Genomic DNA, 15449 nt, shown 5'->3' with positions numbered 1-15449 from the left:
TTGATCCCACGGCTTGATGGTGCGATCCTTTCGAAGGAATGGAAGGTACCCTATGGGACATAGTTCGCCATGGAAGCGCCACAACCACGCACGCAGTCCGAGCTGCTATAATGAAAGCTTGCCAGCCATCGGCTCAACGGCAGGCCCGAATGATCGCAGACTGCGCTCGCGGAGCTGATTCTGCAGCTGGGGATCAATCCGAAGACAGTCGCCAAATGGCGTAAGCGATCCTCAGCGGAAGTTCAGAAGACGGGGCCAAGGGGGCCCCGTTAACTGTCCTCTCCGAGAGCGAAGAGGCTATCGTTGTCGCCTTTCGCCGCCATTCTTTGCTTCCCTTGGATGATTGCCTCTATGCCCTTCAGCCGAGCATCCCGCATCTCAGCAGGTCGGCTCTTCATCGCTGTTTGCAGCGTCATGGGATTTCATGGCTCGAGGATGTCAGCGGCGACAAGCCCAGGCGGCAGAAGTTCAAGCGCTACCCGATCGGCTTTTTCCACATTGATATTGCCGAGGTGCAGACGGCGGAAGTATGAGGAGGATCAGGAAACGATCCGGGGGATCGTTTTCCCGACGATTGGCTCTGTCTCTTTGTCGGTTTTGACAGCACGAGCAAATTCGCTGTGACACAACGGGTCGACAAGGCAGACCGGAAGACGGCTTGGGAGCTTCCCGAACATCTTCTTCGGACTGTGCCGTATCGCATCCTTACGGCTCTGACCGAGTGAGCCCATCGGCGAACGGAACCCAGTTTGCTGACCAGCCTCGGAACAGAAACCAAGCTTACTCTCGGCCCATGCGCTTCGACATGATCTGCGAAGCGCATGGTATCGAGCATCGGTTAACCAAATTCAACCACCCGCGGAGTTTGGAAGATCAGAAAACAGTCCCGGGGACTGTTTTCCCGACAAACGGTCAGGTGGAGCGAATGAACCGCACCATTAAAAATGCGACGGTAAAACGCTTCCATTACGAGAATCATAGCCAGCTCAAAGCTCCTCCCGCCGACGACATGGCAGCTTACAACTACGCCCGCCGACTGAAGACCCTGAATGGCCTCACGCCTTATGAATACATCTGTAAAAGCCGGATTTCAGAGCCGGAACGATTCATCCTCAATCCGATCCACCAGATACCGGGACCGAACACCTAGCTGTGCGCAGCCTGCTTTCGATGCAAAGTGCCCGGGATTGTCCCAGCCGTCGGCAGCAACTGCGCTGCGCTTTTGCCCCCTGACCGCATGACGCCTGGCACCGGCCGTACTTTCGGCAGCCTGTGTATCTTGCTTCCCCCGGCACCGGCGTGCCAGCTGGACTGGCCCTGTGGCTTCAGGCGCCTCCGGAGCCTCAGCCGAAGCCCTGTTCCATGGCGGCCGGCGCATTCACTGCACCAGTCCGCCGCTGCAGGCGGTACCTGCAAGAACCACCTCTGCCTCTGCGACGGTGAGACCGAGGAAAGCCTTCAGTTGCGCGACGAGGGCATCAAGCAACAAAGGCTGCACCAAAAGGCTGTTCACTGTGGTGAGAACATTCCCAAGCAGCGTGGCCAGCGATGCCGTTACCCCTGTGACCAGCGTCGTGAGGGGACAAAGAACTGCACCTAAAATGCCGCTGCACTTTTTTTGCCGGTCGGTGACATCTGTCTTGACCTGCCCCAGCACATTTTTGAGCCCCGTGGTCAGCCCGCTCACAGAAACGGGGCTGCTGATCTTCACCGCAGTCCCGATCTGCCCATAAGTGATCGGCAGCCGCTGCGTCGCACCGCTGAGAGGGATCGGCGCCATATCCCTCTCAGGGATATCCGTCGCAAGCCGCAGCAGAGAGAGGCGGACATCAAGCGTGACCGGACTGCTGGTCACGTCAAAGACTGCCGCCACATCAGAAGGCCGGGAGGCCGCGCAGTTCAGCGAGGTCAGTCTGGCCTCGGCTGTTGCGGCCCCTGTCTTGACGGCCAGATCCAGCAGGCTGAGGGTGGAGGCGGTGATCATCGCCCCGCTCTGGCTGACCCGCGCCACCTGCTGCGGGTTATCATCGACGCGCGCCAGCACCCAGACCGGCGGCCGGATCAGCCCGACTGTGGCCGAAACATTGGCCAGACGGGTCACGTCAGAAAGGCCTGGCAACAGGCTGTCGACATCCAGTCCCACATTCGTGCCCAACCGCTCATCGGGACGCGCCTGAAGCTGCGCCAGCACCCCCAGAAATTCCAGAACCGAGACAGAAATATCGGGCAGGATATCCCCGGCCCTGAGCCGTGCCAGCCCGGGCGACATCATCATAATATCCTGAAAGGTGATGCTGTTGAGCGAGGGATATGTGTCCGGAATGGCCTGCGGCGGCAAAGCGCCCAGTCGCACAAGGCCCCCCAGCAGTTCCGGCACCGCAAGCGGCAGGCGCAGAACATCGTTAAAAGTCAGCGTCTCTGCCGCCACCCCCGCTGTTGCCAGACCAAGAAGATCGTCCAGCTTTACCCTGGTATTCGCCAGACCTTCATAACTCAGCACATTGGCAGTGAGCCCCAGCCCCAGCGGGTTCAGCAAACCACTAAGCCCGGAATGCTGCAGATCAAGGCCCACCAGACGGTTCCGCAGCATGAAAAGCGCAACGCCACTGCTTTGGGCCGCCACCGCCTGACGGCGCACCAGAATCGCATCGCGCGACAGCACCGGACCCAGCAGAATCGGTCGGAAGGGCGAGGGCACATCCACTTCAACCGCCGTCACCCCCGCGGGCGAGTTCTGATCGGCGACCGCGACAAAACCGCCGTCGGGCGTATAGCTGCCCAGCCGGATATCGCGGTCCGCCAGGGTCAGATCACCATACCTGGGGTTGGCCGCAACGACGCGGCGCACGGCGGCGCGTACAGCTGCCGGATCGGGCAGATGACGCGCTGCGCTTTGCGCCGCGAGATCCGCCTGAGCCTGGGTATAGCGCCGCTGCGCATTGAGCTGGCTGATATCCGTGGCCGCCCCGCCGACCAGCAGCAACGCCGGAATCAAAACCACAATAAACGGCAATACCGCACCCGAACGATCACCGCAAAAGCGGCGCAGCACAGAGTAAAACATCTTCACACACCTTCCGTCACACCCGGGGGGCAGTATTGCAAAGGCGCTTGAATGAAAGGTTAAGCTGCGGCCCCTTGCATCGGCCCGGGCATGGGGACACAAAGTCCCCGCGGCATCCGGCCGCAGCGAAAGGCCCGCATGTCCGCTCCCCCTCTCTCCGCCCCCGCTCCGGCCCGCAACGCTACCGCCTGGATCATCATCTTCGGCGTCAGCCTGTGCCATCTGTGCAATGATGTGCTGCAGTCGCTGCTGTCAGCGCTTTATCCGCTGCTGCGCGATGAGTTCAGCCTGAGCTTCGGGCAAATCGGCCTGCTGACCTTTGCCTTTCAGATCACCGCATCGCTGCTGCAGCCGGTGGTGGGGATGGTCACCGACAAACGCCCCTTCCCGCGCTCGCTGCCGCTTTCAAGCGCCGCAAGCCTTGCCGGGATCCTGATGCTCGCCTGGGCGCAGTCCTATGAGATGCTCTTTGCAGGCGCGATGCTGATCGGTCTTGGCTCGGCGATCTTTCACCCTGAGGCGTCGCGCGTCTCCCGCATGGCGTCGGGCGGGCGTTTTGGCACTGCGCAGAGCTTTTTTCAGGTCGGGGGCAACTTCGGAACGGCCATCGGCCCGCTTCTGGCTGCCTTCATTGTGGTGCCCTTTGGCCGCCCGACGATCGGCTGGTTTGGCCTGATCGCGCTTTGCGCCATGGTCATCCTGTGGCAGATCGGCAGCTGGTATATCCGCACCATGGCCCGCAACGCCGGCAAAAAGGTCACGAAATCCGTGGTCAAGCTGAGCCGGAAACGGGTCATCATGGCCATCGTGATCCTGGCCCTGCTGACATTTTCCAAGAATTTCTACACCGCCGGGATCAACAGCTATTTCACCTTCTTCCTGATCGAGCGCTTTGATCTGACCACCCAGCAGTCGCAGATGATGCTCTTTCTGTTCCTCGCCGCCATGGCGGTGGGTGTCATGCTCGGCGGGCCCTTTGGCGACCGCTTCGGCACGGTGACGGTGCTCTGGATCTCGATCCTTGGCGTGCTGCCCTTCACCCTGGCGCTGCCCTATGCCGATCTGTTCTGGACCGGCGTGCTTTCGGTGATCATTGGCATTCTGCTGGCCTCTGCTTTTCCGGCGATCGTGGTTTACGCGCAGGAACTGGTGCCCGGACGCGTCGGGCTGATTGCCGGGATCTTCTTTGGCTTTGCCTTCGGGATGGGCGGCATCGGCGCCGCCGTGCTGGGAGAGGTTGCGGATGCGAAGGGGATTTTCTTCGTCTATCAGCTCTGCTCGGTTCTGCCAGCCATCGGGCTTTTGACGATGTTTCTGCCACGCCGCAGTCAGATCTCTGGCTGAGAACTGGACAGTTGCCCGCGCGGGCGACACTCTTCACCTATGTCACAAACTGCCCTGAGTTCTCTCTTCCGCCTCTCCGCCCCGGCCGCATTCGCCGGGGCGCTGGCGTTTTCCGCCGCCCTCACGCCTTCGCTGGTGCCGCGCAGCGGGATGTTGCAGGGCGGTCTGGCAGGGCTGGCCTTTGCGGCGGCCTATCTTGTGGTCGTGCTGGTCCTGATGTCCTGGCAGACGCTGGGCCTGCCGTTGCCGCAGGGGCGCGGGGCTGAGCGCGCAGGCGCCGTGCTGAAGGCGCTTGGTGCCGTGCTGAAGGCGCTTGGTGCCACGATCATGGGGATCTCGCTGGCGCGGGCCTCTGCCTGGCAAAATGAGATCCGTCTCCTGATGGATCTGGAGCCGGTGGAGACGGTGCGCCCCTTAACCATTGCACTCACGGCAGCGCTTCTGGCCTTTGTTCTGATCTGGCTGGGTCGTATTTTCCGCCTTGCGGTCGGGCTGATTGAGCGGCGGCTGAGCAGCCATCTGCCGCCCCGCCTTGCTTTCGTCACCGGGCTGCTCGGGGCGATATTCGTCTTTAACCTCCTCGGAAATGATGTGCTGCTGGGGCGGATCTACGGCGCGCTCGATCAGAGCTACGCGGTCATCGACCGCGCCCTGCCCGAGGACCAGCCGCCCCCTGAGGATGGCCTGCGCAGCGGCGGTCCCGGCTCGCTTTTGAACTGGAGTGAGCTCGGCGCGGAGGGGCGCAACCGGATCGCGGATCCGCTGAATGCTGCGGCGATCACTGAGATCACCGGTGCCGCCGCCCTTGAGCCGCTGCGGATTTATGTCGGTCTTGGCTCGGCTGCAACGCCCGAGGCCCGCGCCGATCTGGCGCTGCGCGAGGCGATTCGCATCGGCGCCTTTCAGCGCCGCCGTCTGGTGCTGGCCACTCCCACCGGCACCGGCTGGGTGGATCCGGCCGCAATGGTGCCACTGGAAGTGGTCACCGGAGGGGATCTGGCCACGGTCTCGGTGCAATATTCCTATCTGCCAAGCTGGCTCTCACTGCTGACGGTGCAAAGCTATGGCGTGCAGACCGCTCAGGCGACCTTCACCGCCTTTCACCGCCACTGGCAAAGCCTTCCCGAGACGGAGCGCCCGGAACTCTGGCTCTTCGGGCTGAGCCTCGGGGCGCTGCACTCGGATCTCTCCGCCGATCTCTATGATGTGATCGCCGCTCCCTATCATGGTGCCTTTCGCGTTGGCCCGCCCTTCGCCGGGCAAAGCTGGCAGCATCTGACCGCCGACCGCGACCCGGGCAGCCCGGCCTGGAAACCCGTCTACGGCGGCGGGCGCGTGGTGCGCTTTCTCAACCAGACCTCCGCCGGCAAGCCCCCGGCCCCGGATCCGGACTGGGGACCCGTGCGGATTCTCTATCTGCAATATCCCTCTGACGGAATTACGTTTTTCTCACCAAGCCTGATCTGGCGTCGCCCGGAATGGCTCAGCGGGTCTCCCCCCCATGATGTCAGCCCCAACCTGCGCTGGCTGCCGCTGGTGACCTTTTTCCAGCTCGGCTTTGATCTGCTGACCGCCACCACAACCCCGGCAGGTTACGGCCATGTCTATGCCGCGCGGGACTACCTTTACGGCTGGCAGGCGCTCTTTGGAGGCCCGCCGCTGAACGCTGAGGCAGCGGCACGGCTGTCGACGCTCTTTCGCGCCCGCAACCTGTGAGACCTGTTCCCTCTGCCGCCTGGCCTGTTATATGGGGCCGACAGCCAGTGCAGGGGGATGCGTCATGTCCGAGACCACCAAAAACAGCTTCATGACCGGCCCGGATGAACAGGGGCGCTTTGGGATTTTCGGCGGCCGCTTTGTTTCCGAAACTCTGATGCCGCTGATCCTGGAACTGGAAAAGCAGTATAATTTCGCCAAGACCGACCCGGATTTCCGCGCAGAGATGGAAGATCTCTGGAAGAACTACGTCGGCCGCCCCTCGCCGCTTTATTTTGCGCCACGCCTGACGGAAAAACTCGGCGGGGCAAAGGTTTATCTCAAGCGCGAAGAGCTGAACCACACCGGGGCACATAAGATCAACAACGTGCTGGGCCAGATCATTCTGGCGCGCCGTATGGGCAAAACCCGCATCATCGCCGAAACCGGCGCCGGGCAGCACGGCGTGGCGACCGCCACGGTCTGCGCCAAATTCGGCCTGAAATGCGTGGTCTATATGGGCGCTCATGATGTGGAGCGTCAGGCCCCCAACGTCTTCCGCATGCGCCTTCTGGGCGCCGAAGTGATCCCGGTCACCTCAGGCCGCGGCACCCTCAAAGATGCGATGAATGACGCGCTGCGTGACTGGGTCACCAATGTCGCAGACACCTTCTACTGCATCGGCACCGTGGCCGGCCCGCATCCCTATCCGGCCATGGTCCGCGATTTCCAGGCAGTCATCGGCGAGGAAACCCGCTGGCAGCTGCAGGAGCAGGAGGGCGAGGGCCGCCTTCCTGACGTCATCGTTGCCGCAGTCGGCGGTGGCTCAAATGCCATGGGCCTCTTTTACCCCTTCCTCGACGACACTTCCGTGCGCATCATCGGCGTCGAGGCCGGCGGCAAAGGCGTTGACGACCGGATGGAACATTGCGCCTCCCTCGCAGGCGGCCGCCCCGGCGTGCTGCATGGCAACCGCACCTATCTGCTTCAGGACGCAGACGGGCAGATCCTTGAGGGCTATTCCATATCAGCGGGCCTCGATTACCCCGGTATCGGCCCCGAGCATTCCTGGCTGCACGACATCGGCCGCGCCGAATATGTCTCCATCACCGATGCCGAAGCGCTCGAAGCCTTCCAGGAACTCTGCGCGCTGGAGGGGATCATCCCGGCGCTCGAATCCTCGCATGCCATTGCCCATGTGATGAAACTGGCGCCGACACTGCCGAAAGATCAGATCGTGGTCGTCAACCTGTCGGGCCGCGGCGACAAAGACATCTTCACGGTCGCAAAACATCTTGGCTTTGACATGAAAATCTGACGTCCGGGTGTCAGCCGGAGAGACTGCTCACCGGCTGATGTCGTTCCGGCTGATCCCCCGGAGAGGGCTTTCCGCCCTCCCCGGACCCCTCCCGAGAGTATTTTTAAAAGCCAAAGACGAAAGAAGGCGCCCCGATCGGAGCGCCTTTTATTTTGGCTTTTTGAAATACTCTGCGGAGGGTCCGGGAGGTGCAAAACCTCCCGGCGGCAGCCTCAGGTGCGACCCGCCCGCTCTTTGCCCGTCTTGCCGGCTTTGCCGTCCATATGCTTGCGCAGACGCGACGGGGTGTGGAATTTCTTCTCACGATAAGGGTTTTCATTCCCCTGACCGCGCAGGAAGATCCGGATCGGCGTGCCCGGCATATTGAAGTCGGCCCGCAGCCCGTTGATCAGGTAACGCTTGTAGCTTTCCGGAATATCTTCCGGACGCGAACATTTGATCACAAAACCCGGCGGACGGGTTTTCGCCTGGGTGATATAGCGCAGCTTGATGCGGTGACCGCCCGGAGCCGGCGGCGGGTGCGCCTCGGTCATGGTTTTCAGCCAAAGGTTCAGCCTGTTGGTCGCAATCCGGCGGTTCCAGACGGCATGGGCCTTCAGGATAGCGCCGCGCAGGCGGTCAAGCCCGCGGCCGGTTCGCGCGCAGATTGTCACCAGGGGTGCGCCGCGGAGTTCGGGAAGCAGGCGCTCAAACATCTCTTTGAGTTCGGCAAGCTTCTCGTTTTTATCCTCGATCAGGTCCCATTTGTTCACGGCGACCACGACGGCACGGCCTTCGCGCTCAGCGAAGCCTGCGATGCGCAGATCCTGAACTTCGAAGGGGATCTGCGCGTCGAGCAGCACCACGACCACTTCCGAGAAGCGCACCGCGCGCAGACCATCGGCGACGGAAAGCTTTTCGAGCTTTTCGTCCACCCGGCCTTTTTTACGCATACCTGCAGTGTCCCAGATCCGGATCGGGGTGTCTTCCCACTGAGCGCGGATCGAGATGGCGTCACGGGTGATCCCGGCTTCGGGGCCGGTCAGCATACGGTCTTCGCCGAGGATCTGGTTCACCAGCGTCGATTTACCCGCGTTCGGGCGGCCGATCACGGCGATCTGCAGCGGCTTTGCCGTGGTGATCAGCGGCTCGCCGTCGAAATCTTCTTCGCTGTCCTCGGGGACGTCGACATCGACTTCCGGGGCATCGGCCTCAGCGCGTTCCTGGAACTCAGAGGCCATCGGGCGCAGCATATAGTAAAGATCGTCCATGCCCTCGCCGTGCTCGGCGGAAAGGCGCAGGGGCTCTCCCAGGCCAAGGCTCCAGGCCTCGAGGGCTTCGGCCTCACCGGCTTTGCCTTCGGCTTTATTCACGCCCAGAATCACCCGCGCGTTTTTCTTGCGCAGGATGTCAGCGAAGGTCTCATCCGAGGGGGTAACGCCCACACGGCCGTCGATCAGGAACAGGCAGACGTCTGCCATATCCACCGCGCGCTCGGTCAGGCGGCGCATCCGGCCCTGCAGCGAATCGTCGGTCACTTCTTCGAGACCTGCGGTGTCGATGACGGTGAAGCGCATATCCATGAGCTTCGCATCGCCCTCGCGCAGGTCACGGGTCACCCCGGGCTGGTCATCAACCAGCGCCAGACGTTTGCCGACAAGGCGGTTAAAAAGCGTCGACTTGCCCACATTCGGGCGCCCGACGATGGCCAGCGTGAAGCTCATACGTGATTCTCCGTCAGCGTGCGAGAAGACAGCACGCGAAGACCGGGGGCTTACACGCTTTTGGCCTCAGCGGAAAGCCCGAAGCTGTCCTTTTGCCGTCAGAACATAAATCGTGCCGCCCGCAACCGCCGGAGGCGCGACTGCGCCGTCGCCCATGGCGATCGCGCCGAGGGATGCGCCATTCTCAGGCGAGAAGAAGCGCATCTGCCCGTCGGAAGACACCACCACCAGGCGGCCACCGGCCAGGACCGGGCCATAATGGCCATAGACCTCAAGCTGTTTACGGGCCGGCGTGCGGGTATATTGCCCCAGCGGCACCGACCAGATGATCTCACCGGTCTCTGCGTTCAGGCGCAGAAGGCGGCCCTGGTCGGAGACGGTGAAGACCGAGCCTCCGGCAGGCCAGACGGCATTCATGCTGCCCTCTTTGGCATCCCAGAGCATCTGGCCATTGGCTGCGTTGAAGGCCACCGTGCGGCCCGAGGAGGAGCCGACATAGACCTTGCCGCCCGAGACGACCGGATCGCCGGTGATCTCCTGGAGATAGGCAACCGCAGCACCAGGGCGCTGGCCTGCCACGGCGCCCTGCCAGGTGATCTCACCCTTGTTGCGGTCAATCGCCACGACCTGACCCGAAGAATAGGGCACGACCACGGTATTGCCGTTCAGCGCAGGCGCCGTGCCGCCGAGGATCCCGGTGCCCTGACGCACGCCGGTATGGGCCCATTTCACGGTACCATTGGCGGCATTGATGGCCCAGGCCCCGGCGTCACGCCCGGTGACATAGACGGTGCCGCCCTGAACGACCGGCGCACCCGAGACGGGGGCCGAGAACTTCTGCCGCCAGAGAATACCGCCGGAGGCGGGATCCAGCGCGAGAAGCTCCCCAAAGCCGGTGGTGACGTAAAGGCGCCCCTCGCCATAGGCCAGACCGCCGCCGTTGGCCGCATCCGCATTCTCGCCCGCAGGGGCGAGGTTGACGCTGTAAAGCGTGCCGCCATTGGCGGTGGCGGTGGCCACCAGCTGGTTCCGGCTGTCGATGGTAAAGGCGCGCCCGCCGGCCACGATCGGCGCGGCAGAGAGGCGGTTGCGCTTGCCTGCCCCGGTACCGATATTGGCGGCCCAGATCATCTGCGGCTGCGCTGAAAGCGCCAGATGCGGCATGGAACGGGTGGCAGAGCCTGCGCGGTGGCTCCACTCAGCATTCGCCTGGGGCGCACCGGCGCTGAAGGGCGCAGAGCGGTTCTGCGGCGCAGAAGGGTCTGCGACAGAGCCTCCGGCGGCGGCCAGCACCTCATCCACCGGGGTGCGGGTGTCAAACCGCTGACCGCTGAGGATCACGTCTTTTTCACATCCGGCGAGAACCACCGAAACTGCCACTGCCCCAAGGACTGCGCCGAGTTTTGCCACGAAGCCTCTTCCCCTTACCTTCACTGACGGGGCCGGAGGCCCCTCAGGATGTCAGTTCTGTGCGGGCAGCGGCGCGTCGCCGCCCAGGATCACAATCATCTGCCCGGCGCGGCCGCGCAAGCCCGTCGGTGCCTCGGTCGAGGTCTGAAGCGTGCGGAAATCCGCCAGGGCAGCCTCACGCTCGCCTGCGGCGACCTTATCAAAGGCGAGTTGCTCAAGCGCCAGCGGGCGGAAGGCCCGGCCAGGTGCGGCCAGCGCCTCAAGGCCTGCCTGGCGGGCGGCGGGCTCATGGCCTGCGCCCGGGGCAATCAGCCAGCGCAGCGAGGCCAGATCGCGCCAGACCGGCGAGACGGCGCCGTCTTCGGCCACAGCCTTCAGGGCTGCCAGAGCCTCTGTGCGGGCGGCGGCATCCGCAGAGGCATAGGCCTCTCCGGCGGCCAGCAGCACTTTCAGCGCGGCGCGGTCACCGGTGCCGTCCACCGCCATCAGGGCTTTCTGGCGGGCCACCGCATCCGGGGCATCCATGGCCGCCAGAAGCGCATCGCCATAGACTTCCGCATCGGCGCGTTTGACCGATTTATCCCATTCATAATAAGCCGCACCGCCCACGAGCGCGATCACGCCCGCAATACCGATCCAGCCATAGCGTTTGAGATAACCAAAGAGGCGCTCACGGCGAACCTCTTCGGTCACTTCGTCGATGAAACTCTCGTTGTTTGACACGGGATCAGGCCTCTTTTCGCTCGATCCGTCTTACACTTATGCGCTCTCGCTTGCCAAGCCCCGTGACAGAATCCGTGACACGGGAGGCGGGCGCTTACGCGCCCGTCTGCATATCCGAGGCCTGCCGCGCCCACATCGCCGCATAGCGACCGCCTTTGGCGAGCAGTTCATCATGGCGACCGCGCTCGACAATCTGACCGGCGTCAAGGACCAGGATTTCATCGGCATCCGCAATGGTCGAGAGGCGGTGTGCGATAGAGATCACCGTGCGGCCCTGGCCCATTTCGCGCAGGGAATCCTGAATATCCCGCTCGGTCTGGGTATCGAGCGCCGAAGTCGCCTCATCGAGCAGCAGGATCGGCGGGTTCTTCAGAATGGTGCGCGCAATCCCCACGCGCTGCTTTTCACCGCCCGAGAGTTTCAGCCCGCGCTCACCGACTTTCGTCTCATAACCTTCCGGCAGAGAGATGATGAAATCGTGAATTTTCGCGGCTTTGGCTGCGGCCTCAATCTCTTCGCGGGAGGCACCGGCGCGGCCATAGGCGATGTTATAAAGCACGGTGTCATTGAAAAGGACGGTATCCTGCGGCACCACACCGATCGCCTGATGCAGCGAATGCTGGGTGATGTCGCGCAGATCCTGGCCGTCGATTTTCACCGCGCCCTCCCTCACATCATAAAAGCGGAACAACAGCCGCCCGATGGTGGATTTGCCCGAACCCGAAGGCCCGACCAGCGCCAGGGTCCTGCCCGCAGGCACCTCAAAGCTCACGCCTTTCAGGATCGGGCGGCTGGCGTCATAGCCGAATTTCACATCTTCAAAGCGGATCGCGCCGCCTTTGACCGCCAGCGTCGGGGCTTCGGCTTTGTCCGTAATCTCAGCGGGTTGATTGAGAAGACCGAACATCTCGCCCATATCGACCAGCGCCTGACGGATCTCACGATAAACCGTGCCCAGAAAGCCCAGCGGCATGGTGATCTGGATCATATAGGCATTGACCATGACGAAATCGCCCACGGTCAGCTCGCCCTTCTGCACGCCCATGGCGGCCAGCACCATGACGATAATCAGGCCCAGGGTGATGATGACGGCCTGACCGAAGTTCAGCATCGACAGCGACTGCCCGGTCTGGACGGCGGCTTTTTCATAGCCCGCCATAGCCGCGTCATAGCGCGAGGCCTCACGGGCTTCGGCACCGAAATATTTCACCGTCTCATAGTTCAGCAGGCTGTCGACGGCCTTCTGGTTCGCCTCGGTGTCGAGATCATTCATTTTGCGGCGCAAAGCCACGCGCCACTCGGTCACCCGCAGGGTCCAAAGGACATAGACCGCCACCACGATCACCACGGTCGCCACATAGGCAAAGCCAAAGAGGACCGCAAAAATGATCGAGACCAGCAGCAGTTCCAGAATCAACGGCCCGATCGAGAAGATCAGAAAGCGCAGCAGGAAGTCGACGCCCTTCACCCCGCGCTCAATGATGCGCGACAGCCCGCCCGTGCGGCGGGTGATGTGATAGCGCAGCGACAGGCGGTGAATATGGCTGAAGCTCTGCCGCGCGAGTTCGCGCAAAGCGCGCTGGCCCACTTTCACAAAGATCACATCGCGCAGCTCGGTAAAGCCCGCCGTCAGCAGCCGCGCCGCCCCGTAAGCCAGCGTCAGCCCGATCGCGCCCAGCCCCAGCGCCGAGAGCCCGTGGTCGGCCGGAAGTTCCCCCGCCAGCCCATCCACTGCACCCTTGAAGAACCACGGCACCGAGACCGAAATGAATTTCGCCAGCAGCAGCACCACCAGCGCCGCTGAGACGCGCCGGCGCACCCAGGCCTGATCCTTCGGCCAGACAAAGGGAATGACCCGGCGCAGCGTGTCACGGGCCGAAGCGCGGGGGGTATCAGCGGAGGCGGGCTCCGGTTTGGCTTGTGCGAGATGCCGCATGGCTGTCCGTTCCTTGGGGTTGCGGACAGATAGGCCGGGGGGACGTGGGTTTCCAGCCCCCCGGGCATTTTGCCCTCAGATCCCGGCCCCCGCACCGTCAGACCCCGCGCCGCGGGCCACCCGCATCTGCGCGAGACGTGCCGCCGCGCCCCGGCCTCTGTGGTCTGCGCCCCGCCACCATCAGGCGGCCTGGGGCTGCAGGCCCCGCAAGCTCCCACTGCGCTGCAACCACGTGATAAGCGCCCGGGGCGCTCCCAGGGGCGCGACCTGCCCCCTCAGTTCTGCGGGAGAGAGAAGATCTGACCGGGATAAATCAGATCCGGGTTGCGGATCTGATCGCGGTTGGCCTCAAAGACTTTCACATAGTGCAGACCATCGCCAAAGCTCTCGCGCGCGATGCCCCAGAGCGTGAACCCCGGCTGCACGGTGATCACGCCCGAGCGTTCCTCCACGGCAGCTTTTGGAAGGCTGTCGGGGTTTTCGCGCAGAAAGGGCGTCTCGGCGCGGGCCATCACCCGGCCATCTGCGGCGGTCTGATCGGCCCGCAGAGTGTAAAGTCCGGGCGGCACCTCGGGCAGATCCGCGCTCCAGGCGCCCCGGGCGTCGGTCTTCACATCGAGGTGCTTTTCGTTGTCGAGATAGATCCGCACCCCCGTCTCCGGCTGGCTGTGGCCCGAGACCTCGACCGTGCCCGCCGCCCCATAGGCGATGGCATCGATGCTCAACCCCTCGGCCAGCGGCCCGCGCAGCACGGCGATACCGCTGTCGGAGACCAGGAGGCTGGTCGGTGCCGTCGGCGGGCCAGCGGGCGCCTCCTGAGCGGCAGTTTGGGCCGGGACGGCAGGGACGGCAGGCTCTGCCCCGGCGGCAGTCTGCACGGCAGAAGACCCTTCGGGCGGGGCATTTTCGGCGGGCGGTATGGCACCGCCAGGGGCCGCGGCCAGAAGCGCCTCTGCAGGGGCCGGGGCGACCAGCAGCTCAGCGGAGAGGCTGGCGCGCCCGTCCTGTGCCTCAGCCCGCAGAATGAGGCTGCGGGCCTGTGCGGAGGGCGCAAGATCGAAAAGCAGCGCAAAGCGGCCCTGCTGGTCCGGCGCGGCCGTGGCCAGCACATCTTCACCCAGCAGCAGATCCACCCGGGTGCTGCCCGGCGCACGGCCTGCAAGCACGGCACTTCCGTCGCGGCCATGGCTGAAGGTGTCGATCTGCGGGGCCGCCAGCGGGGCAGGTTCAGCCGCCTCCTGCTCGGGCGGAGCCACCGCCGCCGTGGGCAGCTGCTCTGCAGGGGGTGCGGGTTCTGCGGCGGGTTTGACTTCCGCACCCGGTGCAGGGGCGACAGCGACGGAGGCGGCGGGCCCCTGGGGCAGAAGTGCCTGACGGCTTTCTGCTGCGACCGGCGTCTCCGGGGGCGATCCGCGCGTTGTGAAAAACAGCGCTGCAAGCGCCGCAGCAACACCACCGGCGACCCAGACGAAGGGCGCGACCTTTTGTCCCATCATTTCCCCCTGCGGCCCCATTCTCCGGGGGTCCTGCTTGAGTGAGCATAAGAAGGCTTATACCAGAGGTCAAAGCCCGAGTGCAGGAGACCCGCCATGAGCCCCGCCCGCCTGACCCCCCGTTCCGTCTGCGTCTTCTGCGGCGCGCGCAACGGCAATCGTGAGATCTACGCCGAAGCCGCCCGCGCCACCGGTCGCATGATCGCCGAAAACGACTGGCGGCTGATCTACGGCGCCGGCGATGTCGGCCTGATGGGCGAAGTGGCGCGGGCAGCTCAGGGCGCAGGCGGTGAGGCGCTTGGCATCATCCCCCAGCACCTGATGAAGCGCGAACGCGGCCGTCAGGAGCTGACGACCATGATCATCACCCAGGACATGCATGAGCGTAAAAAGGTCATGTTCATGAACTCGGATGTGGTGGTGCTGCTGCCGGGCGGCGCGGGCTCGCTGGATGAACTCTTTGAGGTGCTGACCTGGCGGCAGATCGGGCTTCATGAGAAGCCGATCTATCTGGTGAACACCGAAGGCTACTGGGATCCGCTGCTGACGCTGATGGATCACATCATCGCCCAGGGCTTTGCCGAGCCCTTCGTGCGCGATTTCCTGACCGTGGTCCCGGATACCGAGGCCCTGCAGGCCGCGCTGAAAGTCTCGCTGGCGTAAGGCCAGCCCCCCTGGAAATCGCAAAAGGCGCCCCTGTGTGGGGCGCCTTTTTGGTTTCACTCAAAGAGCCCGTGTAGCCCTGCTGTCGGCCTGCAGCCCG

At 63.7% G+C, this 15449-nt stretch carries 10 protein-coding genes and 1 pseudogene; 5 read left to right on the top strand and 6 right to left on the bottom strand.

The genetic code is table 11. The features are described from left to right. Positions 1-38: 38 nt before the first annotated feature. Positions 39-1150 (top strand): annotated as a pseudogene (locus tag EG244_RS04640) (IS481 family transposase). A 228-nt stretch (positions 1151-1378) separates the two neighbouring features. Here EG244_RS04640 and EG244_RS04635 read toward each other — a convergent pair. Further along, positions 1379-3064, bottom strand: coding sequence for a pilus assembly protein TadG-related protein (locus EG244_RS04635; RefSeq protein WP_158617235.1), 1686 nt, complete (start codon positions 3062-3064; stop codon positions 1379-1381). Positions 3065-3202: 138 nt separating this feature from the next. Between EG244_RS04635 and EG244_RS04630 the strand changes: the two genes are divergently transcribed. The 3 genes from EG244_RS04630 to trpB all read left to right on the top strand — a co-directional run bounded on the left by EG244_RS04630 (position 3203) and on the right by trpB (position 7421). Beyond that, positions 3203-4408, top strand: a complete 1206-nt coding sequence (locus tag EG244_RS04630) for an MFS transporter (protein WP_124963843.1) — start codon at positions 3203-3205, stop codon at positions 4406-4408. 39 nt (positions 4409-4447) lie between these two features. After that, a complete protein-coding gene (locus EG244_RS04625) occupies positions 4448-6124 on the top strand; it encodes an alpha/beta hydrolase (protein ID WP_124963842.1) in 1677 nt (558 codons plus the stop codon). Between the two features lie 64 nt (positions 6125-6188). Continuing rightward, on the top strand, positions 6189-7421 hold the full coding sequence (gene trpB / locus EG244_RS04620) for a tryptophan synthase subunit beta (protein ID WP_124963841.1): 1233 nt from the start codon (positions 6189-6191) through the stop codon (positions 7419-7421). 212 nt (positions 7422-7633) lie between these two features. Here trpB and der read toward each other — a convergent pair whose 3' ends face one another. The 5 genes from der to EG244_RS04595 all read right to left on the bottom strand — a co-directional run bounded on the left by der (position 7634) and on the right by EG244_RS04595 (position 14686). Continuing rightward, on the bottom strand, positions 7634-9124 hold the full coding sequence (gene der / locus EG244_RS04615) for a ribosome biogenesis GTPase Der (protein WP_124963840.1): 1491 nt from the start codon (positions 9122-9124) through the stop codon (positions 7634-7636). 66 nt (positions 9125-9190) lie between these two features. Beyond that, a complete protein-coding gene (locus tag EG244_RS04610; RefSeq protein ID WP_124963839.1) occupies positions 9191-10534 on the bottom strand; it encodes an outer membrane protein assembly factor BamB family protein in 1344 nt (447 codons plus the stop codon). A 51-nt stretch (positions 10535-10585) separates the two neighbouring features. Then, positions 10586-11257, bottom strand: coding sequence for a hypothetical protein (locus EG244_RS04605; protein ID WP_124963838.1), 672 nt, complete (start codon positions 11255-11257; stop codon positions 10586-10588). Positions 11258-11351: 94 nt separating this feature from the next. Next, a complete protein-coding gene (locus EG244_RS04600) occupies positions 11352-13193 on the bottom strand; it encodes an ABCB family ABC transporter ATP-binding protein/permease (RefSeq protein ID WP_124963837.1) in 1842 nt (613 codons plus the stop codon). Positions 13194-13468: 275 nt separating this feature from the next. Beyond that, positions 13469-14686 carry a LysM peptidoglycan-binding domain-containing protein gene (locus EG244_RS04595; RefSeq protein WP_158617234.1) on the bottom strand — a complete coding sequence of 406 codons (1218 nt, stop codon included), beginning with the start codon at positions 14684-14686 and terminating at the stop codon, positions 13469-13471. 96 nt (positions 14687-14782) lie between these two features. On the opposite strand from EG244_RS04595, the gene EG244_RS04590 reads away from it, so the two are divergent. Continuing rightward, positions 14783-15349 (top strand): LOG family protein, encoded by a 567-nt coding sequence (locus EG244_RS04590; RefSeq protein ID WP_124963835.1) that lies wholly within the window; start codon positions 14783-14785, stop codon positions 15347-15349. The last annotated feature ends 100 nt before the right edge of the window (positions 15350-15449 follow it).

Source organism: Falsigemmobacter faecalis, from assembly GCF_003863335.1.
Taxonomy (GTDB): Bacteria; Pseudomonadota; Alphaproteobacteria; order Rhodobacterales; family Rhodobacteraceae; genus Wagnerdoeblera; species Wagnerdoeblera faecalis.
The sequence above is the reverse complement of the archived record's forward strand: the minus strand, read 5'-3'. Positions and strand labels throughout refer to the sequence as shown.

Bases quoted from the DNA above. Each gene is read 5' to 3' on its own strand.
- der (WP_124963840.1), bottom strand. From the start codon at position 9,124: ATGAGCTTCACGCTGGCCATCGTCGGGCGCCCGAATGTGGGCAAGTCG.
- EG244_RS04625 (WP_124963842.1), top strand. From the start codon at position 4,448: ATGTCACAAACTGCCCTGAGTTCTCTCTTCCGCCTCTCCGCCCCGGCC.
- EG244_RS04635 (WP_158617235.1), bottom strand. From the start codon at position 3,064: ATGTTTTACTCTGTGCTGCGCCGCTTTTGCGGTGATCGTTCGGGTGCG.
- EG244_RS04630 (WP_124963843.1), top strand. From the start codon at position 3,203: ATGTCCGCTCCCCCTCTCTCCGCCCCCGCTCCGGCCCGCAACGCTACC.
- EG244_RS04600 (WP_124963837.1), bottom strand. From the start codon at position 13,193: ATGCGGCATCTCGCACAAGCCAAACCGGAGCCCGCCTCCGCTGATACC.
- trpB (WP_124963841.1), top strand. From the start codon at position 6,189: ATGTCCGAGACCACCAAAAACAGCTTCATGACCGGCCCGGATGAACAG.
- EG244_RS04595 (WP_158617234.1), bottom strand. From the start codon at position 14,686: ATGGGACAAAAGGTCGCGCCCTTCGTCTGGGTCGCCGGTGGTGTTGCT.
- EG244_RS04590 (WP_124963835.1), top strand. From the start codon at position 14,783: ATGAGCCCCGCCCGCCTGACCCCCCGTTCCGTCTGCGTCTTCTGCGGC.